27 protein-coding genes are annotated in these 24,386 nt (G+C 63.9%); 14 read left to right on the top strand and 13 right to left on the bottom strand.

Annotation, left to right across the window (positions count from 1 at the left end):
• Window positions 1-233 precede the first annotated feature (233 nt).
• A complete protein-coding gene (locus tag X728_RS1000000171590) occupies window positions 234-644 on the top strand; it encodes an integrase core domain-containing protein (RefSeq protein ID WP_050589913.1) in 411 nt (136 codons plus the stop codon).
• A 46-nt stretch (window positions 645-690) separates the two neighbouring features.
• Here the strand turns inward: X728_RS1000000171590 and X728_RS151420 are convergent, their stop codons facing one another.
• Genes X728_RS151420 through X728_RS151430 form a run of 3 tightly spaced genes read right to left on the bottom strand, consistent with a single transcriptional unit; the run spans window position 691 to window position 3,195 of the window.
• Window positions 691-1,740, bottom strand: a complete 1,050-nt coding sequence (locus tag X728_RS151420) for a zinc-binding dehydrogenase (RefSeq protein ID WP_023831759.1) — start codon at window positions 1,738-1,740, stop codon at window positions 691-693.
• Window positions 1,741-1,751: 11 nt separating this feature from the next.
• Window positions 1,752-2,036, bottom strand: coding sequence for a zinc-binding dehydrogenase (locus X728_RS1000000171030; RefSeq protein WP_196815079.1), 285 nt, complete (start codon window positions 2,034-2,036; stop codon window positions 1,752-1,754).
• Window positions 1,957-3,195 carry an acyl-CoA dehydrogenase family protein gene (locus X728_RS151430; protein ID WP_023831758.1) on the bottom strand — a complete coding sequence of 413 codons (1,239 nt, stop codon included), beginning with the start codon at window positions 3,193-3,195 and terminating at the stop codon, window positions 1,957-1,959. Before X728_RS151430 ends, X728_RS1000000171030 begins: the two co-directional genes overlap by 80 nt.
• 115 nt (window positions 3,196-3,310) lie before the next feature.
• Between X728_RS151430 and X728_RS151435 the strand changes: the two genes are divergently transcribed.
• From X728_RS151435 to X728_RS151445, 3 genes are read left to right on the top strand one after another with little or no spacing between them, the layout of a single operon-like run.
• Window positions 3,311-4,126 carry an SDR family oxidoreductase gene (locus tag X728_RS151435; RefSeq protein ID WP_023831757.1) on the top strand — a complete coding sequence of 272 codons (816 nt, stop codon included), beginning with the start codon at window positions 3,311-3,313 and terminating at the stop codon, window positions 4,124-4,126.
• The gene (locus X728_RS151440) at window positions 4,123-4,638 is read left to right on the top strand and encodes a MaoC family dehydratase (RefSeq protein WP_280791431.1); all 516 of its coding nucleotides are present in this window, start codon (window positions 4,123-4,125) and stop codon (window positions 4,636-4,638) included. Before X728_RS151435 ends, X728_RS151440 begins: the two co-directional genes overlap by 4 nt.
• On the top strand, window positions 4,635-5,669 hold the full coding sequence (locus X728_RS151445; protein ID WP_023831756.1) for a phosphotransferase: 1,035 nt from the start codon (window positions 4,635-4,637) through the stop codon (window positions 5,667-5,669). Before X728_RS151440 ends, X728_RS151445 begins: the two co-directional genes overlap by 4 nt.
• Before the next feature lie 249 nt (window positions 5,670-5,918).
• Here X728_RS151445 and X728_RS151450 read toward each other — a convergent pair whose 3' ends face one another.
• Complete coding sequence (locus X728_RS151450) at window positions 5,919-6,539, bottom strand: hypothetical protein (RefSeq protein ID WP_023671150.1); 621 nt, start codon at window positions 6,537-6,539, stop codon at window positions 5,919-5,921.
• 328 nt (window positions 6,540-6,867) lie between these two features.
• On the opposite strand from X728_RS151450, the gene X728_RS151455 reads away from it, so the two are divergent.
• Both X728_RS151455 and X728_RS151460 read left to right on the top strand, forming a co-directional pair.
• Window positions 6,868-7,512, top strand: a complete 645-nt coding sequence (locus X728_RS151455) for a TetR/AcrR family transcriptional regulator (protein WP_023671149.1) — start codon at window positions 6,868-6,870, stop codon at window positions 7,510-7,512.
• Window positions 7,513-7,698: 186 nt separating this feature from the next.
• The gene (locus X728_RS151460; RefSeq protein WP_023671148.1) at window positions 7,699-7,932 is read left to right on the top strand and encodes a DUF680 domain-containing protein; all 234 of its coding nucleotides are present in this window, start codon (window positions 7,699-7,701) and stop codon (window positions 7,930-7,932) included.
• Window positions 7,933-8,048: 116 nt separating this feature from the next.
• Here the strand turns inward: X728_RS151460 and X728_RS0135275 are convergent, their stop codons facing one another.
• From X728_RS0135275 to X728_RS151485, 6 genes are read right to left on the bottom strand one after another with little or no spacing between them, the layout of a single operon-like run.
• Complete coding sequence (locus tag X728_RS0135275; protein WP_023831755.1) at window positions 8,049-8,330, bottom strand: hypothetical protein; 282 nt, start codon at window positions 8,328-8,330, stop codon at window positions 8,049-8,051.
• Between the two features lie 52 nt (window positions 8,331-8,382).
• Window positions 8,383-8,967, bottom strand: a complete 585-nt coding sequence (locus tag X728_RS151465; protein ID WP_023817242.1) for a sarcosine oxidase subunit gamma — start codon at window positions 8,965-8,967, stop codon at window positions 8,383-8,385.
• On the bottom strand, window positions 8,960-11,953 hold the full coding sequence (locus tag X728_RS151470; RefSeq protein ID WP_023831754.1) for a sarcosine oxidase subunit alpha: 2,994 nt from the start codon (window positions 11,951-11,953) through the stop codon (window positions 8,960-8,962). The genes X728_RS151465 and X728_RS151470 overlap by 8 nt, the downstream gene beginning before the upstream one ends.
• Entirely contained in the window at window positions 11,950-12,261 is a 312-nt protein-coding gene (locus X728_RS151475; RefSeq protein ID WP_023831753.1) for a sarcosine oxidase subunit delta, read from the bottom strand. The genes X728_RS151470 and X728_RS151475 overlap by 4 nt, the downstream gene beginning before the upstream one ends.
• Before the next feature lie 12 nt (window positions 12,262-12,273).
• The gene (locus tag X728_RS151480; protein ID WP_023831752.1) at window positions 12,274-12,696 is read right to left on the bottom strand and encodes a hypothetical protein; all 423 of its coding nucleotides are present in this window, start codon (window positions 12,694-12,696) and stop codon (window positions 12,274-12,276) included.
• Entirely contained in the window at window positions 12,696-13,949 is a 1,254-nt protein-coding gene (locus X728_RS151485) for a sarcosine oxidase subunit beta (protein ID WP_023686460.1), read from the bottom strand. The genes X728_RS151480 and X728_RS151485 overlap by 1 nt, the downstream gene beginning before the upstream one ends.
• Before the next feature lie 201 nt (window positions 13,950-14,150).
• Between X728_RS151485 and X728_RS151490 the strand changes: the two genes are divergently transcribed.
• The 8 genes from X728_RS151490 to X728_RS151525 all read left to right on the top strand — a co-directional run bounded on the left by X728_RS151490 (window position 14,151) and on the right by X728_RS151525 (window position 20,347).
• Complete coding sequence (locus X728_RS151490) at window positions 14,151-14,519, top strand: YrdB family protein (protein ID WP_023831751.1); 369 nt, start codon at window positions 14,151-14,153, stop codon at window positions 14,517-14,519.
• A gap of 133 nt (window positions 14,520-14,652) precedes the next feature.
• Entirely contained in the window at window positions 14,653-15,411 is a 759-nt protein-coding gene (locus X728_RS151495) for an SDR family oxidoreductase (RefSeq protein WP_023831750.1), read from the top strand.
• Between the two features lie 105 nt (window positions 15,412-15,516).
• The gene (locus X728_RS151500) at window positions 15,517-15,903 is read left to right on the top strand and encodes an SET domain-containing protein-lysine N-methyltransferase (protein ID WP_023671139.1); all 387 of its coding nucleotides are present in this window, start codon (window positions 15,517-15,519) and stop codon (window positions 15,901-15,903) included.
• A gap of 176 nt (window positions 15,904-16,079) precedes the next feature.
• Window positions 16,080-16,358: a 30S ribosomal protein S21 gene (gene rpsU / locus X728_RS151505; protein WP_023671138.1), complete on the top strand. Its 279-nt coding sequence runs from the start codon at window positions 16,080-16,082 to the stop codon at window positions 16,356-16,358.
• A 203-nt stretch (window positions 16,359-16,561) separates the two neighbouring features.
• Complete coding sequence (locus X728_RS151510) at window positions 16,562-17,416, top strand: tetratricopeptide repeat protein (protein ID WP_023714058.1); 855 nt, start codon at window positions 16,562-16,564, stop codon at window positions 17,414-17,416.
• 258 nt (window positions 17,417-17,674) lie between these two features.
• A complete protein-coding gene (locus X728_RS151515) occupies window positions 17,675-18,148 on the top strand; it encodes a DUF992 domain-containing protein (protein ID WP_023671136.1) in 474 nt (157 codons plus the stop codon).
• Window positions 18,149-18,237: 89 nt separating this feature from the next.
• Complete coding sequence (locus X728_RS151520) at window positions 18,238-18,717, top strand: DUF992 domain-containing protein (protein WP_023671135.1); 480 nt, start codon at window positions 18,238-18,240, stop codon at window positions 18,715-18,717.
• 193 nt (window positions 18,718-18,910) lie between these two features.
• The gene (locus tag X728_RS151525) at window positions 18,911-20,347 is read left to right on the top strand and encodes an MFS transporter (RefSeq protein ID WP_023831749.1); all 1,437 of its coding nucleotides are present in this window, start codon (window positions 18,911-18,913) and stop codon (window positions 20,345-20,347) included.
• Between the two features lie 120 nt (window positions 20,348-20,467).
• Here the strand turns inward: X728_RS151525 and coaBC are convergent, their stop codons facing one another.
• The 3 genes from coaBC to ubiE all read right to left on the bottom strand — a co-directional run bounded on the left by coaBC (window position 20,468) and on the right by ubiE (window position 24,384).
• Window positions 20,468-21,934, bottom strand: a complete 1,467-nt coding sequence (gene coaBC, locus X728_RS151530; protein ID WP_023744160.1) for a bifunctional phosphopantothenoylcysteine decarboxylase/phosphopantothenate--cysteine ligase CoaBC — start codon at window positions 21,932-21,934, stop codon at window positions 20,468-20,470.
• A 67-nt stretch (window positions 21,935-22,001) separates the two neighbouring features.
• Window positions 22,002-23,576, bottom strand: coding sequence for a 2-polyprenylphenol 6-hydroxylase (ubiB, locus tag X728_RS151535; RefSeq protein ID WP_023671132.1), 1,575 nt, complete (start codon window positions 23,574-23,576; stop codon window positions 22,002-22,004).
• A gap of 31 nt (window positions 23,577-23,607) precedes the next feature.
• Window positions 23,608-24,384, bottom strand: a complete 777-nt coding sequence (gene ubiE, locus X728_RS151540; protein ID WP_023747104.1) for a bifunctional demethylmenaquinone methyltransferase/2-methoxy-6-polyprenyl-1,4-benzoquinol methylase UbiE — start codon at window positions 24,382-24,384, stop codon at window positions 23,608-23,610.
• Between the last annotated feature and the right edge of the window lie 2 nt (window positions 24,385-24,386).

Here is a 24,386-nt window from a genome sequence, read left to right as displayed (position 1 = left end):
CTGCCGCGAGCCCCGCTCAATCATGGCCGGGCGACAGCTCAGGATCTGGTTGAGCGGATTGTGGCGGCCAAGGAGCTGCATCCGCTTTGGGGTCCAAAGAAGATCGTGGCACGGCTCAGGCGCACGGCTCCCGAGTTCATGTGGCCTTCAGCCTCGACGGTCGGCGCGATCCTTGCGCGGCATGGGCTTGTCCGCGCCCGCAAGCGACCCCGCCTGCGGGCCTGCGGCAATGNATGGCCGAGGCACCGGAAGCCGACCGAACGGCACAGGGCCAGGCCTTCGAGACCTTCCGGCAAAGCTACAATGAGGAACGTCCCCATGAGGCGCTGGGCATGGATACGCCCGCCCAGCACTACCGGTCCTCACAGCGCGCCATGCCCAGGACACCACCCGAGCCCGTCTATCCGGCCGAGGCCTCGGTCCGCCGCGTGCGCCACAATGGCGAGATCCGATGGAATGGCGGCTTCATATATGTCTCGCAAGCGCTGGCGGGCGAACCGGTCGCTGCGTTGGAGACCGAAGACGGACAATGGACACTCTCATTCCATGCCCACCCGCTCGGCATCATCGACACACGGCACATGAAGCTTGTCCGCCGCAGCGCCGCGCCAACCAATCCGCTTGGCGCTGCGGCGGACGCATAGGGGGAGAGAAGTGTCACCTATGTATCCGGTTCAAAGTGTTACCCATCTATCGGCTGGACAACGGCCTAATAAACACCTTCCCGTTCGGCTTGGCCAGCTCCGCCGGGGCCTTCGCCATCGCCTCATCCAGCGGTAGCACCGCCGTCACGTCGGTTGACCAGCGCCCATCCGAAAAGCGCTTCTGTGCTTCCATGATCGCCGGGCCGCGCTTGTCGCGGAACTGGCGCATCCATTCGACCAGCCAGAAGCCTTCAATGTGCTTGTGTTGGAAGATCATCTGGCCGGGCTCACGGATGACAGTGGTGTCCAGATCGAGCCGTCCATAGATGATCCAGCGCGAGCGCTTCGGCATGGCGTCGAAGATCGCCGAGGCCAGCGGCCCGGTCACGGCATCGAGGAAGATGCGCGGCTGCTCGGCCTTGACCACATCGCGTAGTGCTGCCTTGAAATCCGGCGCCTTCTCGTTGAGCACATGGGCAGCCCCGATCTCCTTCAACAGCGGAATCTGCTCGTCGCGGCGCACGGTGACGATCGGCCGGAACCCAGCCTCCTTGGCGAGACCCGCGATCAGCTTGCAAAGCTGGCTGGCGCCGGCGGTCATGATGAAGGCTTTTTCGCCCGTCTCCTTGACGATGTCGAACATGGCGAGCGCCGTGAGCGGGTTGACGATCATCGCCGCGCCATCCTCGTCGCGGACCGTGTCGAGCAGCGGAATGCAGCCGGCGGCTTCGGCAACTGCATAGTCCGCCCACGCGCCCCAATTGGTGACGCCTGTGGTGAAGGCGATGCGCTTGCCGATCAGGCTTTTCGCATAGGGCTCGTCGCCGCTGGCAACGACCGTGCCGACACCCTCGAAGCCGGCCGGCTGGCCCTTGGCGCGCGGCTGACCGTACTGGCCCTTGATGAACATGACGTCGGACGGGTTGATCGAGGCGAGGCTGACCTTGATCAGCACCTGGCTCGGTCCGGGCGTCGGCACGCCAATGCTGCCAACCTTGAGATACGGCTCCATCGCCTCCAGCACGCTGCCGGAGGGCGTCCTGGTGTAGCCGTCGCCGATCAGCAGCAGTGCTCTCATGTCTGAAGGTATCGGCATGGCGGGGCTCCTTAACGTTTGAGGATGAGCTTGCCGGATGCGCCACGGCCAAGCACGCGCGTCAGCACGGCGGCGGCATCGGCCAGCGGATAAGTGCCTTCGATGACCGGCCAAACCTTGCCGGCGAGATGCCAGCCGACCAGTTCCTTCAGATTGTCGGCATGGACGAGCTGGCCGAGCGGCGCGAAATCGCGGGCGATAATGGCCTTCATCCGCTCAGACCTTTTCCTGCGTGTATTTCCTGAGCTCCGTACGCGCCACCTGCCGGCGGTGCACCGCGTCCGGCCCGTCGGCAAGGCGCAGGGTTCGCAAATGCGTCCACGAGCGCGCCAGCGGCGTGTCCTGGCTGATGCCTTGCGCCCCGAACATCTGCACCGCCTCGTCGGTGACCTTGAGCGCGACGCGCGGTGCGATGACCTTGATCTGGCTGATCCAGGGCGCGGCTGCGCGCACATCGCCCTGGTCGATCATCCACGCCGCCTTGAGGCAGAGCAGCCGCGCCATCTCGATCTCCATGCGGCACTCCGCGATGATATCGAAATTGGCGCCGAGCTTGGCCAATGGCTGGCCGAAGGCCTCGCGGCGCACCGAGCGCTGGCACAGCAGCTCCAGCGCCATTTCGGCCTGGCCGATGGCGCGCATGCAATGGTGGATGCGGCCGGGGCCAAGCCGCCCCTGGGCGATCTCGAACCCCCTGCCCTCGCCGAGGATCAGGTTTCCGGCCGGCACCCGCACATTGTCGAAGCGAAGATGCATGTGGCCATGCGGCGCGGCGTCATCGCCATAGACCTGCATCGGCCGCAGCTTGGTCACGCCCTTGGTACCGGACGGCACCAGGATCATCGAATGGCGGCGGTGCTGCGTCTCGGCTTCGCCGGTGCGAACCATGACAATGTAGATGGCGCAGCGCGGGTCCCCGGCCCCCGACGCCCACCATTTCTCGCCGTTGAGTACATAGTCGCCGCCTTGCTTTTCGCAGCGCATGGCGATGTTGGTGGCGTCGGAGGAGGCGACATCCGGCTCCGTCATCAGATAGGCCGAGCGGATTTTCCCCTCGAGCAGCGGCGCCAGCCATGCCTGCTTGTGGTCCTCCGAGCCATAGCGCTCCAGCACCTCCATATTGCCGGTGTCGGGCGCCGAGCAATTGAAGGTCTCCGCGCCGAGATGCGCCTTGCCCATCTCCTCGGCGAGATAGGCATATTCGACGGTTGACAGCCCATAGCCGCGCTCGGAGCCGGTCAGCCAGAAATTCCACAGGCCGCGCTCCTTGGCCGTTTTCTTCAACCCTTCGAGGATCTCGGTCTGCCGCGCGGTGTAGACCCAGCGGTCGCCGCCCTTGCCGACCTCGCTCAAAAACTCATGATCGAGCGGCATGATCTCATCGCGCACCATGGTGGCGACGCGGGCGTGAATCGGCTGCAGCCGCTCGGTCATGCCGAGATTCATGTCGCTCATCGCTCGCTAACCCTTCACGCTGCCCGGACATTTATCCGTGGCAAGGATGACCGTACTTCGGATAGCCTTGTCAACGCGAACTGTTGCCGGGCGGCAAGGAAGAGGCGGAGGAGCGATGAGCTATCTGGAAGAACTGTTCTCAGTCGCCGGCAAGACAGCGCTGTTGACGGGAGCCGCGACCGGCATCGGCCGCATGGTGGCGACCGCTTTGGTCCAAGCCGGCGCTACCGTGATGATCGCCTCGCGCAAGGGCGAGGATTGCATCAAGGTCGCCGCTGAGTTGAACGGGCTCGGCGGCTCCGGCAGTGCCGAAGGTTTCGCCGGTGACGTCTCGAGCGAAGCAGGCATTGCCGCGCTGGTCAGCGAGGTCAAGGCGCGCACCGAGAAGCTGCACATCCTCGTCAACAATGCCGGCATATCCTGGGGCGCCTCGCTGGAGGATTTTCCCTATAGCGGCTGGGCCAAGGTGTTCGCCGTCAACGTCACCGCCGTCTTTCATCTGACGCGCGAATTGCTGCCGCTGCTGGAAGCCGCGGCCAGCGATGCCGATCCGGCTCGCGTCATCAATCTGGGCTCGGTGATGGGCACGCAGCCGCTGGCCGACGACGCCTATTCCTATACCGCGTCCAAGGGCGCCGTTCACCACCTGACGCGCACGCTGGCGATCGAACTCGCGGCGCGGCGCATCACCGTCAACGCCTTCGCGCCCGGTCCCTTCCAGAGCCGGATGACCGCCTTTGCCACGGGCACCGACGAAAAGGCCAGACATGTCGGCAGCCATGTCCCCATCGGCCGTATCGGCGTGGCGGATGACATCGGCGGCGCAACGCTCTATTTGTGCAGCCGTGCCGGTTCCTATGTCACCGGCGCCATCCTGCCGATCGACGGCGGGCAGTCGGTGCAGCATGGGCTGACACTGTTCAAGGAATGAGCCGCGGTCGGCGGCGAGGGGAGGACACCGCAGTGGAACCGATCAGTCTCGATGTGCTTCTGGCCAGCGTCGGCAAGGAAGTCGGCGTCTCGCCATGGCGCGAGGTCACACAGACCATGATCGACCAGTTCGCCGACGCCACCGACGACCACCAGTTCATCCATTGCGACCCCGAGCGGGCCAAAAACGAGACGCCGTTCGGCGGCACCATCGCGCATGGCTTCCTGTCGTTGTCGCTGCTCTCGGCGATGACCTTCGAGACCATGCCGCCGCTGGAAAAGGGCAAGATGGGCGTCAACCACGGTTTCGATTCGCTGCGCTTCCTGGCGCCGGTGAAGACCGGCGCGCGCATCCGCACCCGCTTCGTGCTGGCCGACGTCAAGGTCAGGCCGTCGGGCTGGGTGCAGACGGCGCATGACGTGACCATCGAGATCGAAGGCTCGAAGAAGCCGGCGCTGACGGCGCGCTGGCTGACGCTGACGCTGATCGAGCGTGAGCCGGAGACCGCATGAGCGGCGACGCCAACGCGCTGGACCAGACGGCACTAGCGCCCTATCTCGAGGCGCACATCCCGGGTTTTGCCGGGCTTCATTCCATCGAAAAATTCAAATCCGGCCAGTCGAACCCGACCTATCTGCTGACCGCGGCCAGCGGCCGCTATGTCCTGCGCGCCAAGCCGCCGGGCCAGTTGCTGAAATCGGCGCATCAGGTCGACCGCGAATTCACGGTCATGAAGGCGCTGGCCGGCACCGCCGTGCCGGTGCCGGCGATGCTGCATCTGTCGGCGGAGGCGACGCCGATCGGCCGCATGTTCTACGTCATGGATTTTCTCGACGGCCGCATCTTCTGGGATCCGGCAGTGCCGGAGGCCACTGGCAACGATGAGCGCGCCGCCCTCTACGATGCTATGAACGCCACGCTGGCGGCCCTGCACGATGTCGATGTCGAGGCGGTCGGGCTCGGCGATTTCGGCAAACCCGGCAATTACTTCGAACGCCAGCTGGCACGCTGGACCAGCCAGTACCGCGCCTCGGAGACCGGCACGGTCGCCGACATGGACCTGCTGATCGCGTGGCTGGAGACGCATATGCCGGCCGATGACGGCCGAAAATGTCTCGTACATGGCGACTACCGGCTGGACAACATGATCTTCGCGCACAATGAGCCGAAAGTGCTGGCCGTGCTCGACTGGGAACTGTCGACGCTTGGCCACCCCTTTGCCGACATCGCCTACCAGTGCATGCAATGGCGCTTGCCGCACGCCTCGGGCTTTCGCGGTCTTGGCGGCGTCGACCGCGCCGCCCTCGGCCTTCCCTTGGAGGAAGCCTATGTCGCGGCGTATTGCCGTCGGCGCGGGCTGGCCGGCATCGACAATTGGAGCTTCTTCCTCGCCTTCTCCTTCTTCCGCTTGGCGGCCATCTGTCAGGGCGTCTACAAGCGGGCGCTGGACGGCAACGCCTCCAATCCCGAAAAGGCCAGGACCTATGGCGAAGCGGTGAAGCTGCTGTCGCACCTTGCCGCCAAGCTGATCGACCGAACCTGACTCGACAATGAGATAGTGTGGTCGGCGCGATTTGATGACAGATCGGATCAGTTCCGTTCCCCGACCGAGGAGCAAGCCCATACGGAGGTGGTGGCAACCGGCCTGGAAACAGGACGCAAACCGATCACCGTCGGTAGAAAGAGCATGATGCCGAAAGTGTGAAGCGGTTTTCGGACGACATCATGCTCTATCAATTTGATTAGACCCGGATTCAGATTTCAGCTCAATTCGACCTGAAATCATCCTGCTCTAGCGCGCATCGCTGGAAATGAACTTCATGTGCCGGCTGACTTGCAGGGCGATGTAGACGACCAGCGAGCATCCGATCGGAAACACGATCTCAATGAGGCCGGTGGCGACAGCCTGCGGCAATGCCAGCGCAATGTCCTTGGCTGCGGCGGTCTCGATCGTCAGCGCCGTGATCCCGCCGCCGAACACCGCGCCGGCCAAGGCGCCCGCCAGCATGAAATGCAGCGAGCGAGGTTCTTCCTTGGATGCCAGCGAAGCCAGCATCCAGCCCAGCAAACCATACTCGATCGCCCGCAACATACCGAGCGTGGTGAGCGACAGGATCACGGGCTTTGCCGATACATCAAGCGCGCTCACCATCACCTTTTGCGTACCTTTGGCGATGCCCATGGCCAGCGGCCCCGAGATCATGGCGATCAGGCCGCCAAGCGAGGCTCGCACCTTGGTGATCGCCGTGCCGAGGCTGACGCCGGCGCAGACGAAGAATGACCAGGTCACGCCTTGCGCCAAGTCTATCAGAACCTGGGTTGGCGCCGGGTGCGAACCTGCCGCAAATCCGGCAGTCAAGATAAGCGCTTCCATGGCGAAGCCGATTGCGATCGCCAGCCATGCGACTATCACGACCCGCCTGAGCGCTAGCCTTGCGCCATGAGAAAGTGGATGTGCGCCCGGCAGCCCGGACGAAAGCTCTATCGCAGCCATAGAGGCCCCCAAAACCGAAATTTCTTGCAGAGCCGCCAAATAGGCTTTGTTTGTAACAGTCCGATGTTGCCTGCGTGCGCCCAGGTTACACATGCTGTGACATAGATGCTGGCGAAATGGACCAGAACGGGCACAACTATTCGAGAGAAAGCTTGAGGTCGCTTTTTGATATCCCTGACAGCGCCCTTGCCCGTTTCCGTACAGCGTATATATTTAGTCATGCACAACCAACCAAAGGCACCGGATCTTGCCACTGAGCGTCCAGAAACGCCGCGAGAAACAAAAGGCCGAACTGCGTTCCGAACTGCTCGACGCAGCCCACAAGCTCGTCAAGGAAGAGGGCTATGAAGGCCTGACCATCCGCAAGTTGGCCAAGCGGGTCGGCTATGCTCCGATGTCGGTCTATTCCTACTTCGCCGACAAGCAAGACATCCTGTTTGCGCTGGCCGAGGATGCCTTCGAAACACTTGCCCGCCGCATCGAGGAGCACCCTTCCGACGATCCGATCGAGGCCTTGCGTGCGGTGATGACCGAATATGCTGCCTTCGGGCTCGGCAATCCCAACGAATACCGCACCGTGTTCATGACCGAAAAGACCAAGCTGCCGGAAGGCAGAAGCTATGAGGACATGGAAGAGGCCAACCCGGCGATGAAAGCGCTGATATCCAGGGTCGAGGCCTGCGTTGCCGCAGGCAAGCTGCAGGGCGATCCGCGCGCCATCGCCACCATGCTTTGGGCAGTCGGCCACGGCACCATCTCGCTTTTGATCACGTTCCCGTTCTACCCCTTCGGGGATCCGCAGGCTTTCGTGACGCGGATGTGCGATTTCACACTCGCCACGCTCAGCACTCAGAATGTGCCGCCGCTGACCGAGACCCCGGTCGACTGCTGAGCATCCCCGCCCCTCCAATTCAACGTCCGGCCTGACAGCTTCGGCTGTGTCAGTGCGCCGCAATTTTCGGCGTTCAAAAAGATTTTTCGTACGCGTACGTTTTCCGACTTGAAAACCCATCTCGGTGGACGTATGTGTACGTTGTATCGTACATGTACGAAAAAAATTTAACCGATGGAGACAGACATGAACAAGACCCTTCTCGCTCTCGCCACCGTGCTGGCTCTCTCCGGCTCGGCTTTCGCCGCCAACAACACACACTCGACCAAGCAGGCCCCCGCCGCCACCTGCGTCGACACCACGACCAATGCCAAGCTCGATTGCGCCGTGACCGGCTCGGTCGAAAAGTCCGACGTCAAGGCCAAGAGCCCGCGTCTCGGCATCGAGATCAACCCATGGATCGTGCCGAGCACGTTCTAAGTTGATCGGGCTCGACCACAGCACAACGACTAATTTAAGGGCGGCAGGATAATCCCGGCCGCCCGTTTTTTCCTCAGCGCCCCCATTTTCTCAGCGCAAGCTGGGCTTCTCCGAGTTCAAACCTGGCGTAGCCGAACGGTTATTTCTTGCGCGGTTTGCGACCCGGCGCCGTCTTGGCCCTGCCGGGTCTTGCCGGCGCGCCTGGGATGCCTGCCGGGTCTTGCCGGCGCGCCTGGGATGGCGGTCGAGGTGATCGACACCGGATCGCTGGCCGGAAACGTGTCCTCGAGGCCTTCCTCGAGTTCCTCTTCGGCAGTCACCTCGTGATGCTGCTCATGTTCGAGTGAGCGCACGGCGGACGTCTTGCCAGCTGACTTCGGCGGCGCTTTCGACGGCATCGTATGTTCTCCCTGATGAGGGAAGCAGAACGGCTTGACCCGTCAAACGTTCCTACGCCGCCGCGTCGCTGGCTGCTTCCGACAGGAAAGTAAAGACATAGTCCGAGAAGGAACGCCAGCACTCGACCCGGAAAGTGTCGGCTGCCGTGCGCAGCAGCAGGATTTCGCACTTGCCGAGAATGGTGCGCGACGCCGCGCGCACCGGAAAAGCCTCGAGCGACAAATCCTGCGGGCAGCCTGCATTGATCGCGGCAGCCGCCGCTGGGCCGGTGACGGCGAAGGCGACGTTGCGGTGCGAGATGCCGACCGCCGAATGCAATGCGGCAACCCCAGCACAATCGGCCAGCGGATCCTTGCCGGCCTCGTCGATGACCAGCCACTCGTCAGGGCCGAGCCACAGCGCCGTGCGGCCAGCCTTGGCCGCCGAAGTTTTCGGCTGCTTCGGCAAGGTCAGGCCGAGCGCCTTCGACAGCGCCGCGACGGAAGCCTCCGGCGCGCGCAGCGACATGCGCTCCGCCGGCGGCAGCACCTCGACCTTGACATCCGTTGCGGAAACGACGCGTCCAGCCAGGGCCGGGCGGCGCTCGACCGACGCCGCTGCAGCTGGGGCCGTCTTCTTTGCAGCAGCCTTAGCCATTGAGGCGCCCTCCCGTCTCGTCGAAGAACACCATGCCGGTAACCTCCACTTCGATCACCCCGTTCGGCATCGGCACATAGAGCGTGTCGCCCATCCGGTCGCGGCCGCCGGCAACCAGCGCCAGCGCGATCGAGCGACCGCAATTTTCCGACCAGTAGCTGGATGTGACGTGACCGATCATCTTCATCGGGATCGCCTGCTTCGGGTCGGCGACGATCTGCGCGCCTTCCTCAAGCACCACTTTCGGGTCCTTGGTCTTCAAGCCGACCAGCTGCTTGCGGCCCTTGGCGACCAGATCGGGCCGCGTCAGGCCGCGGATGCCGACGAAGTCGGTCTTCTTCTTGCCGACCGCCCAGTCGAGCCCGGCATCGTTCGGCGTCACCGTGCCGTCCGTGTCCTGGCCGACGATGATGTAGCCCTTTTCGGCGCGCAGCACGTGCATCGCCTCGGTGCCGTAAGCGGCGGCGCCATGCTTTTGGCCTTCGGCCCACAGCGCTTCCCAGACGGCCTGGCCGTGATCGGCCGGCACGTTGACTTCAAAACCGCGCTCGCCGGTGAACGACATGCGAAACAGCCTGGTCGGCACGCCGCAGATCTTGCCTTCGCGCACCGACATATGCGGCAGCGTCTCGTCGGACATGTCGATGCCTTCGACCAAAGGCGCGATGATATCGCGAGATTTCGGCCCTTGCACGGCGATGACCGCCCACTGTTCGGTGATCGAGGTCAGCCAGACGTTCAGATGCGGGAACTCGGTCTGGAGATAATCCTCCATATGGTTCATGACGCGCGGCGCGCCACCCGTCGTCGTCGTCACATGAAAACGGTCCGGCGCCAGCCTGCCGACGACGCCGTCATCATAGATGAAACCATCCTCGCGCAGCATGATGCCATAGCGGCAGCGGCCGGGTTCCAGCTTCTCCCACGGATTGGTGTAGAGCAGTTCCATGAACCTGGCCGCATCCGGTCCTACCACTTCGATCTTGCCCAGCGTCGAGGCGTCGAACAGACCGGCATTGCTGCGCACCGCGACGCATTCGCGGTCGACCGCCTTGTGCATGTCCTCGCCGGGTTTGGGGAAATACCAGGCGCGCTTCCACTGGCCGACATCCTCGAACACGGCGCCTTGCGCTTCGGCCCAGGGATGCATCGCGGTCTTCCGTGTCGGGTCGAACAGCGGACCGCGCGAATGGCTGACGATCGCGCCGAAAGTGACAGGCGTATAGGGCGCGCGGAACGTGGTCAGCCCGACCTCGGGGATCGGCTTGCCAAGCGTCTCGGCGGCAATCGCCAGGCCGTGCATGTTGGACGTCTTGCCCTGGTCGGTCGCCATGCCGTTGGTGGTGAAGCGCTTGACGTGCTCGATCGAGCGCATGCCTTCATGCACCGCCTGGCGGATGTCCTTGGCGGTGACGTCGTTCTGGAAATCGACGAAGGCCTTGACCGTCTTGTCCGGCCCGGCGCCGGGCGCCGCGCCCAGCATGCCGCGCGACCAGCTTTCCGACGCGTCGACCTTCGGCTTAACGCCCTTGGCCACTTTGCCGCCCGCATCCTTCGCCGCCTTGGCGCCGGCCGCATAGGCCTCATCGATCGACGCCGAGAGCCCATCCGTGCCGTTGCAGGCGCCGACCGAAACGCAGTCCTGCGCATAGATGCCCGGCACGAAGCGCTTGGTCTCGTCATTGAAGGCGACCTTGCCGCGCGACTGCGAGAACAGATGCACCGACGGCGTCCAGCCGGCCGACATCAGGATGGCGTCGACCGGAATGGTGCGCTCGCCGCCGCCATTTTTCGGCTGCACCGTCATCGAGGTCACGCGCAACTTGCCGCCGGCGCGGATCACCGCGCGGCCGAAATTGACCTCGATCCCGAGCGCCCTCGCCTCGTCGATCACAGGTCCGGTCGGATGGTCGCGCAGGTCGATGATCGCCGCCACGTTGACGCCGGCCTTCTTCAGGTCGATCGCGGCGGAGTACGCCGAGTCATTGGCGGTGTAGAGGCCGACATTTTTGCCGACCGCGACACCGTACTGGTTGAGATAGATGCGCGCCGCCGAGGCCAGCATGATGCCGGGCCGGTCATTGTCGGCAAACACCATGTGGCGTTCGATGGCGCCGGTCGCCAGCACCACGCGCTTGGCGCGTACCTGCCACAGCCTTTCGCGCGGCAGATCGCGGCCGGGGTTCTGCAGATGGTCGCTGACGCGCTCGACCAGGCCGACGAAATTCTGCGCGTAGTAGCCGAACGCCGTCGTGCGCGACAAAACGCGGACATTGTCCATGGCGGTGAGCTTGGCCACCGCGCCTTGCGCCCAGGCATAACCGTCCTGGCCGTCGATCTTCGCCCCGCTCTCGAAGCGCAGGCTGCCGCCGAAGCTGGCCTGTTCATCGGCGAGGATGACACGCGCGCCGGTTTCGGCAGCGGCGAGCGCTGCCGCAATGCCGGCCGCACCGCCGCCCAGCACCAGTACGTCGCAATGCGCATAGCGCGACGAATAATGGTCGGGATCTGGCTTGTCAGGCGAAAGGCCGAGGCCGGCCGCGGCGCGGATCTTCGGCTCGTAGAGGCTCTTCCAGGCTGCCTTCGGCCACATGAAGGTCTTGTAGTAGAAGCCGGCCGAAAATAGCGGCGATGCAATGTCGTTGACCGCGCCGACGTCAAAGGCGAGCGACGGCCAGCGGTTTTGCGAGTTGGCGACGAGCCCGTCATAGAGCTCCTGCACCGTGGCGCGGATGTTGGGCGCCTTGCGTGCCGCGTCGCGCTTGACCTCGACTAGCGCGTTGGGCTCTTCCGCTCCGGCCGACAGGAAGCCGCGCGGACGGTGATACTTGAACGAACGTCCCACCAGATGCACGCCATTGGCAAGCAGCGCCGAGGCCAGCGTGTCGCCTTCGATGCCGGTGTAAGACTGGCCGTCGAAAGAGAACCGCGCGGTCTTGGCCTGGCTGAGACGGCCGGCGCTTTGAATGCGGAACGCGCCGCTCATTTGGATGCCACTTCGTTGGAGTTTTTGGGCAGCTTGGACGGCTTCGGCTCGCCGGCTTTGTAAGTCATGACGAACTTGTCGGTGATGGTGTCGCGCACCGCATTGAAGAAGCGTGCGCAGCCATGGATGTGGCGCCAGCGCTCATAGATGATGCCCTTGGGGTTCGAGCGGATGAAGAAGAACTTTTCAAAATCGTCGTCGCTCTCGCCCGCCATGTTGGCCGAGCGCGCAATATGCGCCTCGCCGGCGTTACGGAACTCGAGCTCCGGGCGCTCTTCCTCGCAATAGGGGCAGCGGATGAGAAGCATTATCGTTCGTTCCTACAATTCGCCGTGGCCGACATGCGCGCCGGCCGGTTGGTTGCAAAGCCTCTGGCCCATCGCCGCAAAAGGCGCGACGAGCCGAATGCGCTCCTCTACACTTGCGGCGGGGCGAAACAGCTCGCGATACGCCATGTTGCCGATCGTGAGCTGAAACGGATCGGTCGTCACGATGACGCTACGTGGCTCGAATGTGTCGTCCTCGCCCAGATCGAAGGGCCTGTTCTCCATGAAGATGACCACCTTCTGGCCACCACTCCACACGCATGCCAGAATGCCGGCGTCGATCGAAAACGGCCAATTGGCTTCGTTGCCGGCGCGGCTGATCGGCTGCGTCCGCACCTCGTCCGGTGACGGAAGATGGAACAGGTCCTGCTCCCCCGCCAGCACCAGCGGCACCGCTACAGCCAGTTCCACCATCATCAGTGCGCCACCGCCGCCGCTGCTGCCTCGTCGATGAGGCGCCCGGTGCGGAAGCGCTCGATGGTGAAGGGCGCGTTGATCGGATGCGGATCGTCCTTGGCAATCGTGTGGGCAAAGACATGGCCTGAGCCGGGCGTTGCCTTGAAGCCGCCCGTGCCCCAGCCGCAATTGACATAGAGGCCTGATACCGGCGTCTTGGCCAGGATCGGCGAACGGTCGGGCGTCACGTCGACGATGCCGCCCCACGAGCGCAGCATCTTCATGCGGGTGAAGATCGGGAACATCTCGCAGATGGCGTCCAGCGTATGCTGCAAAATGTGCAGGCCGCCGGTCTGCGAATAGGAGACATACTGGTCGGTACCGGCGCCGATCACCAGTTCGCCCTTGTCGGACTGCGAGATGTAGGCGTGCACCGTGTTCGACATCACCACGCAAGGCACCACCGGCTTGACCGGCTCCGACACCAGCGCCTGCAGCGGATAGCTTTCCAGCGGCATGCGCACGCCGGCCATGTTCATGATCACCGAGGAATGGCCTGCAGCCACCACACCGACCTTCTTGGCGCCGATGAAGCCGCGCGTCGTGTCGACGCCCATGACCGCGCCATTGGCCGCCCGCTTGACGCCGGTGACCTCGCAATTCTGGATGATGTGGACGCCGCGCGCCGAAGCGCCGCGCGCATAGCCCCAGGCCACCGCATCGTGGCGCGCCGTGCCGCCTCGCCGCTGCAAGGCGGCGCCGACGACGGGATAGCGCGCCTGCCTGGAAATGTTGAGCGGCGGGCAGAATTCCTTCGCCTGCTCAGGCGTCAGCCATTCATTGTCGATGCCGTTGAGGCGATTGGCGTGTACATGGCGCTTCAGCACCTGGATGTCGTGCACATTGTGCGCCAGCATCATGACGCCGCGCGCCGAATACATGACGTTGTAGTTGAGCTCCTGGGAGAGCCCATCCCACAGCTTCAGCGCGTGGTCGTAAATGCCGGCGCTCTCGTCATAGAGATAGTTGGAGCGGATGATGGTGGTGTTGCGCCCGGTGTTGCCGCCGCCGAGCCAGCCCTTTTCCAGCACCGCGACATTGGTGATGCCGTGAACGGTGGCGAGATAGTAGGCGGTGGCCAGGCCATGACCGCCGGCGCCGACGATGATGACGTCATATTCCTTCTTCGGTTCCGGCGAGGACCATTGTTCCTCCCAGCCCTTGTGGCCGCGCATGGCCTCGCGGGCGATGGCGAATACCGAATATTTTTTCAACGTTCCAGCCTCGCAAATGGCGGTGGGGTATTTACGCAGCCCCGGCGCGCGAGGTGTATCACTAGCGAAACGGCGCTTCCACCCTTGCGCTGTTTGCGACGGCGCTTGCCGTTTTGCGCCGCGGTGGAAAAGACCTGCCCGGGCTGGCAGGCATGGCTGCGTTCGGACACACTGGCGATCGCGAGACTCTGGAGGACGAATATGGGCAACGCCTGGTGGAATCTGACCTTGCGTTTCCTGCTGGAACTTGCCGCCTTGCTTGGCCTCGGCTTTGCCGGCTGGAGCCTCTCCGGCGGATGGTGGCGCTGGCTCTTCGCCTTGGCCTTGCCGTTCATTGCAGCTGCGCTGTGGGGAACCTTCGCGGTGCGCGGCGATCCGAGCCGGTCCGGACGCGCGCCGGTTCCTGTACCAGGCGCAGTCAGGCTGGTGCTTGAACTGGCCATCCTGTTTGGCGGTGCAGCCGGATTCTATGCCGCCGGTCACACGACTACGGGCCTTGTCATCACGCTGCTCATCGCCATCAGCTACGCATTTTCGCTCGATCGCCTCGGCTGGCTGCTGAAGCAATAGTCCGGCGCGCGGCGCTTGTGCCGCTGCGAAGCCATTCAGCAAGTCGAGCACGTATCGGGTGGCTAGCACCGTCCCGAACTGCGATCAACATCCCGGTTGCCGGCACAGCCGGCGCGATGAAAGGATGTAAAAAATGTTCGTACTCACCAATAAAATAGCGATCGTCACCGGCGCCAGTTCCGGCATCGGCCGCGCCACCGCAAAACTCTTCGCCGAAGAAGGTGCCAGGGTCGTCATCGCCGCCCGCCGCCAGGCCGAACTCGATGCGCTGGTCGTCGAAATCGAGAATGCCGACGGCACGGCAGTCGCGCTTGCCGGCGATGTCCGCGACGAAGTCTATGCAAAAGCCCTCGTCGATCTCGCCGTCGAAAAATTCGGCGGGCTCGATATCGCCTTCAACAATGTCGGCTCCGTCGGAACGATGGGTCCGATTTCGGAACTGTCGCTGGACGGATGGCGCGAGACGCTCGACGCCAATCTGACCAGCGCCTTTCTCGGCGCGAAATACCAGGTGCCGGCGATGGTCGAACGTGGCGGCGGATCGCTGATCTTCACCTCGACCTTCGTCGGTCACACAGTCGGCATGCCGGGCATGACCAGCTATGCCGCGAGCAAGGCCGGACTGATCGGCCTGACGCAGGTGCTGGCCGCCGAATACGGCCCCAGGGGCGTGCGGGTCAACGCGCTGATGCCGGGTGGCACCGACACGCCGTCGGCAACATTCAAGACGCCGGAATCACGCGCTTTCGTGGAAAACCTGCATGCCTTGAAACGTGTCGCTGTGCCTGAAGAGATCGCCCGCGCTGCGCTCTTCCTGGCATCGGATGCGTCGAGCTTCACCACAGGATCGGCGCTGTTTGCCGATGGCGGCGTCTCGATCACCCGGACGTGAAGCATTTCGCGGGTCATCGCCCGCGCCGATCAGCCATAGAACCCGAAACCGGACTTGCTTTTTCCACGCGATTTGGCGATTCGGTTTCGGGTGAGGAGGACGGACATGCTGCTGATCAGGACCTATGTCGCCCAGAGCGCAATCGAAGGCGTCGGCGTGTTCGCCGCCGAGCCGATCAGGAAGGGCGCCTCGATATGGCGGCTCGATCCGGATTTCGACCGGCTGATCCCGATGGACAAATACGAGGCGGCGCCGCCGCACCTCAAGGAATTGCTCGACCGCTATGCCTATCCGAGCCCCGACCGTCCCGGCTTCATGGTCTATGAAGTCGATAATGGCCGCTTCATGAACCACGCCGAGCGGCCGAACACGGATTTTTCGCAATATGGCGGCGCCACCGCCACTCGAGATATATCAGCCGGCGAGGAAATTACCTGCGATTACGGCGAATTCTTCGAGGATTTCGCACGGCTCCATCTGGCCAGCGCCTAGTTGGCGCCCTATCTCGGGGCTGCCGTGGCAAATTGGCGGTTGTCCTTCATTTCCAGTGTGGACAGCGCGGCCTGATTCTGCTATCAGCCGCCACAATTCGTGGTGTAAAGCGCCGCGGAGGCATGTGGCTATGGTCACTTGCCTGTTGATATCAAACCCGAAAGACAGGATTGCCCGTGCAGGTACTCGTCCGCGACAATAACGTTGATCAGGCGCTTCGCGCTCTCAAGAAGAAGATGCAGCGCGAAGGCATTTTCCGCGAAATGAAGATGCGCGGCCATTACGAGAAGCCTTCCGAGAAGCGCGCCCGTGAAAAGGCCGAAGCCGTTCGCCGCGCCCGCAAGCTGGCGCGCAAGCGCGCCCAGCGCGAAGGCCTGCTGCCGATGACGCCGCGCCCGGTTGCTGCCGGCGCCGCCGGTGGTCCTGGTGGTGCTCCGCGTCCGCCGCGGTTCTGACGCCAATTTTTCGTCCTTTTCGAAGGATACTCTGAGGTGGCGCGATGCGGAATCGCCGCCACCTTTTTGTTTGGAGCGCCGCCATTCTGTTGGAGGCCGTTCCCTTGAACGCGCAAACGGCGTTCTAGATTTTGTTACGACAATCTGTGACCCGGCCCGGAGGGGGACCTGGACGGCGAGGCTGAAGTGAGGACAGGGCTGACATGAACGCAATCGGCGTAGAGCGCAGAACCACAATGCGCGGTTTGGCCCTGGCGGCAGCCCTGATGTCCGGCCTGGTGCTGGCCGGTTGCCAGAGCGTTCCGACCGGCGAATTCAACAACATCGACAAGGCGCAAGGCTCGAGCGAGAACATCTCCTCGCTGTCGGCGGTGATCCAGCGCAATCCGCAGGATCCGGAAGGCTACAATGTGCGCGGCTCGGCCTATGGCCGTGGCGGCCAGTATCAGGCGGCGCTGAAAGATTTCGACACCGCCATCCAGCTCAACCCGAATTTCTACCAAGCCTATTCGAACCGGGCGCTGATCCAGCGCTTCCTCGGCAACCAGGCGGCCGCCCTTGCCGACTACAACCGCTCGATCCAGATCAATGCAAATTATGACGCCGCCTATATCGGCCGCGGCAACCTTTATCGCAAGGCAGGCCAGACCCAGCAGGCCTTCAACGATTTCCAGAAGGCGATCCAGCTCGATACCACGGATGCCCGCGCCTACCACAATCGCGGCCTGATCTATCAAAGCCAGGGCCAGCACAAGTTTGCCATCGAGGATTTCTCGACCGCCATCTCGCTGGCGCCGGACGCCGCCGAACCCTACAACGGCCGCGGCCTCTCCTATCTCGCCATGAATGACGAGGACAACGCCTTCTCCGACTTCAACATGGCCATCAAGCTCGACGGCAAGAACGCCGAAGCCTGGTCCAACCAGGCGCTGATCTACGAGCGCCGCGGCGACAAGGTCAAGGCCTCGAAGGCCTACCGCGAAGCCGTCCATCTCGACCCGACCTACCAGCCGGCCAAGGACGGCCTGTCGCGCACATCGGGCGCCACCGCCGGCTGAGATGCAGCCGGCGCGCCGCCATCCGCGGCCTTTTATAACAACGTTCCATTCCTGATGCAGTGCCCCGCGTGAGCGGTTTCTCCCCGGGAAAGCGCAGAGCGCTTCCGCTAGGGATGCGTATCCAGAAAACCCCACTATCACCCAATCTTAACCACCGGGGGCAAAGCGTTAACCCCTGCCTTGATCGCGCCAAGTTTTCAGCGGAACGCTCCGGGCCATTCAACCGTTGTTGAAGGCATTTTTCGAAAGGACTGACCCATGATCAAGAAAATCATCTGTGCCGCGGCACTTGCCACGACGCTGCTTGCCGTTCCCGCCAGCGCCGGCAAGCTTCAGCTCGGCACGCTCGATTGCACCATCGACGGCGGCGTCGGTTACGTCATCACGTCGAACAAGGGCGTCGACTGCACGTTCCGTCCTTATCACCATGGGCCGTCCGAGAAATACACGGGGATGATCTCCAAGCTCGGCGTCGATCTCGGCCAGACGCATCAGGGCCAGCTGGTGTGGGCGGTTCTGGCCGCCACCCGCGGCCATGACGAGGGCGACCTTGCCGGCCATTATTACGGCGTCAACGCCGAGGCGAGCGTGGTGACCGGCGGCGGCGCCAATCTGCTGGTCGGCGGGCTGGACGGCGCCTTTGTGCTGGAGCCGCTCAGCGTCCAGGCGCAGACCGGCGTCAATGTAGCGGTCGCCGTGACCTCCCTGGAGCTGATCCACTCGTTCAAATAAGCATCGGCAAATAAGGATCGACTGATCCCTCTACGCGCGGCGCGGAACAGGTTACTGTTTCGCGCCGCATGCTTTTTGGGGGATCCGCCGTGCTGAAACCAGCCATCGCCGCCGCTATCACCATCATCTGTACCGCCCAGGCCCAAGCGCAAGGCCAGGGTATCGAACTCGGTGTGCTCGATTGCGCCATCGGCGGCGGCACCGGCTTCATCTTCGGCTCCAGCAAGGATCTGAGCTGCACCTTCACGCCGGCCGACAAGAGCTTTTCGCCGGAAGCCTATTTCGGCGCCGTCAACAAATACGGGCTCGACATCGGCACCACCAAGCAGACCGTCATGCAATGGCTGGTGCTGACGCCGCTGAGGAACATCTATGCGCCCGGCGCGTTGGCCGGCGACTATATCGGCGCCAGCGCCGAAGTGACCGCGGCGGTCGGCGCCGGCGCCAATCTCCTGGTCGGCGGCTCCTCGCAGGCCTTCACTCTGCAGCCGCTCAGCCTGCAGACGCAGACCGGTATCAACATTGCCATCGGCGTCAGCCAGTTTCAGCTGCGCAGCATTGAGAACTGACCAGCGCATCAAGCGGAGAGGCTTCCGGCCAATCTCGCCCGTCTGCACTTCGACAAAAAGCCACTTGAGCTCAACTGCGCTTGAGGTTTTACAACTCGCCTGACTGAAACAGCGCGCATGGCCCCGCTGGTAAGCCCGACTGGCTTCTGGCGCCATGCGCCGGCATCGAGATATGCAAAGGCAGGGTAAAAGAATGACTGAAATCACCAGCAACAAGGTCGACTGGCAGGCATTGTGGGCAAGCGGCGACCTCGCGCGCTTCTGCTTCATCAGCCTCGGCATCCTGCTGCACGCCACCAACGAGACGATGGTGGCGACGGTCATGCCGGCCATGGTCGGGGACCTCGCCGGTGTGCAGTTCGTCGGCTGGTCGCTGGCCGTCTACGAGCTCGGCGCCATTGTCGCCGGCGCAGCGGCCGGGCGGCTGGTCAGCTATGTCGCTCTACGCTCCAACGTCACGGTCGCCGCCCTGCTCTATGCCGTGGGCGCACTGATCTGCGCCACCGCGCCGTCCATGCCGGTGTTTCTTGGCGGCCGTCTGGTCGAGGGTCTCGGCGGCGGTGCGCTGGTGTCGCTGGCCTTCGTCTCGGTCGAGCGGCTGTTTAACCGCAGCATCTGGCCACAGCTGTTCGGCATCATGTCGGCGATCTGGGGCGTCGCCGCCTTCAGCGGCCCGATGCTCGGCGCGATCATGGTCGAACTCCTGTCCTGGCGCTGGGCCTTCGGCGTCTTCGTGCTGGGTGGCATCGCCATGGCATCGGCAAGCTTCATCGTCCTGAACACGCCGGAAGCGACGAAGCCGCAAGCCGCCGCCGGCACCTCGCCGCCCTTCCCCTTTGCAGCACTTGGCTGCCTCGCCATCGCCGTCGTGCTGATCGCCACCGCAGGCGTCGACGTCGCCTTGCTTCGATCGTCGCTGCTGCTGGTCCTCGGCCTCGCCGGCCTGGCGCTGTTCGTTTTCGTCGACGCCATGAAGCCGCAATCGCGACTGTTCCCGTCGGGCCTGTTCTCATGGCGCTCGCCGGTCGGCAGCGGCATGAGCATGGTTGCCGCCTTCTCGGTGGCGACAGTCTCTTTTTCCATCTACGGGCCGCTTCTGCTTACCACGCTGCACGGCATCCAGATCCTGACCACAGGCTACATCATCGCCGCCGAATCGATCGCCTGGTCAATCCTGTCGATCGCCGTCGCCAATGCGCCGCTGCAGCGCGAACGGCAGATCCTCGTCATCGGCGCGCTGATGATTGCAGCCGGCCTCGCCGGTTTCGCCTATGCCATCCCCGCCGGCTCGATCCCGGTGATCCTGCTCTGCGCTTTGTTGCAAGGCGGTGGCTTCGGCGTGTCATGGCCCTTCCTGACCCGCATCATCGTTGCCTCGGCCCGCGACGGCGAGCAGACGATCGCCTCGGCCGCCGTGCCGACCATGCAGCGCATCGGCTACGCCGTGGGCGCCGCCATGGCCGGCATCATCGCCAATGCCAGCGGCTTTTCGGACGGGCTGAACCGCGAGGCAGCAGCGCACGTCGCCGGCTGGCTGTACCTGGCCTTCGTGCCACTTGGCATTGTCGGTTGCCTGGCGGCGTTGAAGATGGCTTTGGCGGCACGCCGGCCGCAATTGGCGACAGGCTGAGGGCACGGCGGATCGAGAATTTGGCGACAGCATTCCGCCGGCGCTGTCGGCGTCAAATGCCCTCGGCCACAAGGCTGCCTGCAAGACCATGGCCTGCCCGATTGCGGAACCGGCGGCCGCTCAGGCTTGCAAACGCTCGGCGATGAGCGCGGCGAGCCGCGCCGCCACCTCGTCCTTGCCCATCTCAGGCCATTCCTCGACGCCGTCCTTCGAGACGATGCGCACCTTGTTGCGGTCGCCGCCCATGACGCCGGTGGGGCCGACGCCGCTTTCATGCGAGACATCGTTGGCGACAATGAAATCGGCGCCCTTCTTCTTCAGCTTGGCCTCGGCATTGGCAATCAGGTCCTGCGTCTCGGCGGCGAAGCCGACAACCAGCCCCGGGCGTTGCCCGTGATGACCGACGCTGGCGAGAATGTCGGGGTTTTCGACCATTTGCAGCGCCGGTGGGCCTTGGCCCGCCACCTTCTTGATCTTCTCGCCGGCCGTGCCAGCGGTGCGCCAGTCGGCGACGGCAGCTACGAAGACCGCGGCGTCCGCCGGCAACAACTGTTCGACGGCCGCTTTCATCTCGGCCGCGGTCTCCACATGCGTCGTCACAACGCCGGCCGGATCGGCAATGCCAACCGGACCGGAGACCAGGCGTACATCCGCGCCCAGTCTTGCCAGCGCTGCCGCAATCGCATGGCCCTGCTTGCCCGAAGAGCGGTTGGCGATGTAGCGCACCGGGTCGATCGGCTCATGCGTCGGCCCCGAGGTGACGATGATCCTGCGGCCGGCCAGCGGCTTCGGCCTGCTGTCGAGCAGTGCCTCGATCACTGCCACGATCTCCAGCGGCTCGGCCATGCGGCCCTCGCCCGCCTCGTTGCTTTCCGCCATCTCGCCCTTGGCCGGGCCGACGAAGGCGATGCCATCCTTGGCGAGCGTCGCCCGGTTGCGGCTCGTCGCGGCATGCGACCACATTTTCGGGTTCATCGCCGGCGCCATCAGCACCTTCTTGTCGGTGGCGAGCAGCACCGTCGAGGCCAGATCGTTGGCATGGCCGTTGGCGAGCTTGGCCATCAGATCGGCAGTGGCCGGCGCCACTACCAGAAGGTCGGCCTCGCGCGACAGGCGGATATGGCCGACATCGTGCTCGTCATTGCGGTCGAACAATTCGCTGAAGACATGGTCGGCCGAAAGCGCGCCGACCGAAAGCGTGGTGACGAACTCCTGCGCCGCCGATGTCATCACGACGCGCACCGCCGCACCGCGCTCGCGCAGCCGGCGGATCAGGTCCAGCGCCTTGTAGGCGGCGATGCCGCCGCCGATGATCAGCAGGATGCGCTTGCCGTCGAGGGTTTTGTGCGTTTTTGTGGATTGACCTCGCTCGGGCAGATCGATGTCAAAACCTCCATGAGGCTCAACCAAGCGGCGGATTGTTGCATAGAGGGTTTCGCTCTCGGGCATGCCGGCTTCCGCCGACAGCACGCTTTTGGCAAGCGCATCACGCGCCTCTTCCTCCATCGACACCCCGCGCGCCGCAGCGCGCTCACGCAATTTCTGCTTCACGTCGTCAGCTAGATTGCGGACAGTAATGGTGCCCATGACTTGCTCCGCGACATCAATGGCGCGACTGCAACGCTAGCACCACCGTTGCTAGCGTTGCAAGCGATCAGAGCAGCTTCCACGCGATGTAAACCAGCGTCAGCGCGATCACCCACAGCGCCAGCCGGCCCGAGCGGGTGTAACGGGCTTCGGCCTTGCCGATGGCGCGCGATGTCGCCTCGTCGAAGCGCAGGCCGTGCTCCGCCATAAAATCGATCTCGCGTGACAGCCGCTCGGTGCGAGCGGCAAGATCGGGCGCCTGGCGGGCCAGCGCCAGCAGCGCCTTGGCGCCGTCGCGCGCGTCCATCAGCAGGCCGCTCGGCCCGAGATTGCCGGCGATCCACTGGCCGACCACCGGCTCGGCCGTCTTCCACATGTTGAAGGCCGGGTCGAGCGTGCGCGCGACGCCTTCGACCACCACCATGGTCTTCTGCAACAGGATCAGTTCCGACCGCGTGGCCATATCGAACAGTTCGGTGACCTCGAAGAGCAGCGTCAGAAGCTTCGCCATCGAGATGGTTTCAGCCGGCTGGCCATGGATCGGCTCGCCGATCGCGCGAATGGCCTGCGCGAAAGCCGCGACATTGTGCTGACGCGGCACGTAGCCGGCCTCGAAATGCACCTCGGCGACGCGCAGATAGTCGCGCGTGATGAAGCCGTAGAGGATTTCGGCGAGGAACCGGCGCTCCTTCTTGCCGAGCCGTCCGGCAATGCCGAGATCGACGGCGACGATATTGCCATTGGCCTCGACGAACAGATTGCCTGGATGCATGTCGGCATGGAAGAAGCCGTCGCGGAGCGTGTGACGCAGGAACGACTGGATCAGGTTGGTGGCGATCGCCTTCAGATCGTGCCCCGCCGCCGCGAGGCCGGCGATGTCGTTCATCTTGACGCCGTCGACCCATTCCATGGTCAGCACATCGCGCCCGGTGCGCTCCCAGTCGACCGACGGCACGCGGAAGCCCGGATCGTCCTTGGTGTTTTCGCCCAGTTCCGAAAGTGCGGCCGCCTCGAGGCGAAGATCCATCTCGATCTTGGTGGTCTGCGCCAGCGTCTCGGTCACCTCGACCGGCCGCAGCCGGCGCGACGACGGGATGTATTTCTCCTGCAGCCGAGCGGCGAGGAAATAGCTTTCGAGATCCTGGAAGAAGCGGCGGCGCACGCCAGGCCGGATCACCTTCACCGCCACCTTGGTATCGACACCGTCATGCATGGCTTGCGCGGGATGAACCTGGGCGATGGAGGCCGCCGCGACCGGCCCGCCGAACTGCGTATAGAGTTCGCCGATCTTGCGCCCGAGCGAGCCCTCGATCGCCGCCACCGCTTCCGCCTGCGAAAAAGTGTGCATCTTGTCCTGCAGCATGGCGAGGTCGAGCGCCATGTCGTTGCCGACGACATCAGGCCGCGTCGCCAGGAACTGGCCGAGCTTGACGTAGGAGGGTCCGAGCCGGACCACCGCCTTGGCCAGCCGGTCGCTGCGCTCATAAGCGAGCGCGCGGCGGCGGGTGAAGAGCCGGGCCATGCGCCAGCCGAATTTCGGCAGGCCGCCGAGTTCGTCGCCAGGCAATGCTGCGATCACGCCTTCGCGAACCAGCACCCAGCCGGCCCGTGCGAGCCGAAAGGCGGCGCCGACGCTGCTCATCGCCTACCCTGCTGCTGCAAACTGTGGTGCCTCAAAGCTTCCAGCCCGAATGCAGGGCGGCAATGCCGCCGGAATAGTTGCGGAACGACACGCGCTCGAAGCCCGCGCGGGTGATCATGGCAGCAAAGTTCTGCTGATTGGGAAATTTGCGGATCGATTCGACCAGGTAGGAATAGGGTTCGCCCTCGCCCGTCACCATCTTGCCGATCTGCGGAATGGCGTTGAACGACCAGGCTTCGTAGACCTTGTCCAGCAGCGGCATCTCGACCTCGGAAAACTCCAGGCACAGGAACCGTCCGCCGGGCTTCAGCACGCGAAAGGCTTCCGTCAGCGCGACATCGATGCGCGGCACGTTGCGGATGCCGAATGCGATGGTGTAGGCGTCAAAGGTGCTATCGGTGAAAGGCAGTTCCTCGGCATTGGCCTCGACGAAATCGGTGTTGCCGGACAGGCGCTTTTTCTCCGCGCGGTCACGGCCGACGCTGAGCATCGAGCCGTTGATGTCGAGCACCGTGGCATGCGTGTTGCCATGGCTGGCGTCTACAATGCGGAAGGCGATGTCGCCGGTGCCGCCCGCCACGTCAAGCACTTTCCAGCCCGGACGTTTCGGCGGATTGAGCCATGTCACCATGGCATCCTTCCACAGCCGGTGCAGCCCGGCCGACATCAGGTCGTTCATCAGGTCGTAGCGGTTCGCCACCTTGTGGAAAACATCGTTGACCAGAGGCTGCTTGTCGCCTGGCCCTACCTTCTTGAAACCATAGGAGGTTTCCATGCCGCCCGCGGCCGTGGTTCTCTCAACTGACATTA

The organism is Mesorhizobium sp. L103C119B0 (genome assembly GCF_000502235.1).
Taxonomy (GTDB): Bacteria; Pseudomonadota; Alphaproteobacteria; order Rhizobiales; family Rhizobiaceae; genus Mesorhizobium.
This window is presented reverse-complemented; position numbering and strand designations above follow the sequence as displayed.

Bases quoted from the DNA above. Each gene is read 5' to 3' on its own strand.
- X728_RS1000000171590 (WP_050589913.1), top strand. From the start codon at position 234: ATGGCCGAGGCACCGGAAGCCGACCGAACGGCACAGGGCCAGGCCTTC.
- X728_RS151420 (WP_023831759.1), bottom strand. From the start codon at position 1,740: ATGCCGATACCTTCAGACATGAGAGCACTGCTGCTGATCGGCGACGGC.
- X728_RS151430 (WP_023831758.1), bottom strand. From the start codon at position 3,195: ATGAGCGACATGAATCTCGGCATGACCGAGCGGCTGCAGCCGATTCAC.
- X728_RS151435 (WP_023831757.1), top strand. From the start codon at position 3,311: ATGAGCTATCTGGAAGAACTGTTCTCAGTCGCCGGCAAGACAGCGCTG.
- X728_RS151440 (WP_280791431.1), top strand. From the start codon at position 4,123: ATGAGCCGCGGTCGGCGGCGAGGGGAGGACACCGCAGTGGAACCGATC.
- X728_RS151445 (WP_023831756.1), top strand. From the start codon at position 4,635: ATGAGCGGCGACGCCAACGCGCTGGACCAGACGGCACTAGCGCCCTAT.
- X728_RS151460 (WP_023671148.1), top strand. From the start codon at position 7,699: ATGAACAAGACCCTTCTCGCTCTCGCCACCGTGCTGGCTCTCTCCGGC.
- X728_RS0135275 (WP_023831755.1), bottom strand. From the start codon at position 8,330: ATGCCGTCGAAAGCGCCGCCGAAGTCAGCTGGCAAGACGTCCGCCGTG.
- X728_RS151465 (WP_023817242.1), bottom strand. From the start codon at position 8,967: ATGGCTAAGGCTGCTGCAAAGAAGACGGCCCCAGCTGCAGCGGCGTCG.
- X728_RS151470 (WP_023831754.1), bottom strand. From the start codon at position 11,953: ATGAGCGGCGCGTTCCGCATTCAAAGCGCCGGCCGTCTCAGCCAGGCC.
- X728_RS151475 (WP_023831753.1), bottom strand. From the start codon at position 12,261: ATGCTTCTCATCCGCTGCCCCTATTGCGAGGAAGAGCGCCCGGAGCTC.
- X728_RS151480 (WP_023831752.1), bottom strand. From the start codon at position 12,696: ATGATGGTGGAACTGGCTGTAGCGGTGCCGCTGGTGCTGGCGGGGGAG.
- X728_RS151490 (WP_023831751.1), top strand. From the start codon at position 14,151: ATGGGCAACGCCTGGTGGAATCTGACCTTGCGTTTCCTGCTGGAACTT.
- X728_RS151495 (WP_023831750.1), top strand. From the start codon at position 14,653: ATGTTCGTACTCACCAATAAAATAGCGATCGTCACCGGCGCCAGTTCC.
- X728_RS151500 (WP_023671139.1), top strand. From the start codon at position 15,517: ATGCTGCTGATCAGGACCTATGTCGCCCAGAGCGCAATCGAAGGCGTC.
- X728_RS151510 (WP_023714058.1), top strand. From the start codon at position 16,562: ATGAACGCAATCGGCGTAGAGCGCAGAACCACAATGCGCGGTTTGGCC.
- X728_RS151515 (WP_023671136.1), top strand. From the start codon at position 17,675: ATGATCAAGAAAATCATCTGTGCCGCGGCACTTGCCACGACGCTGCTT.
- X728_RS151525 (WP_023831749.1), top strand. From the start codon at position 18,911: ATGACTGAAATCACCAGCAACAAGGTCGACTGGCAGGCATTGTGGGCA.
- coaBC (WP_023744160.1), bottom strand. From the start codon at position 21,934: ATGGGCACCATTACTGTCCGCAATCTAGCTGACGACGTGAAGCAGAAA.
- ubiB (WP_023671132.1), bottom strand. From the start codon at position 23,576: ATGAGCAGCGTCGGCGCCGCCTTTCGGCTCGCACGGGCCGGCTGGGTG.
- ubiE (WP_023747104.1), bottom strand. From the start codon at position 24,384: ATGTCAGTTGAGAGAACCACGGCCGCGGGCGGCATGGAAACCTCCTAT.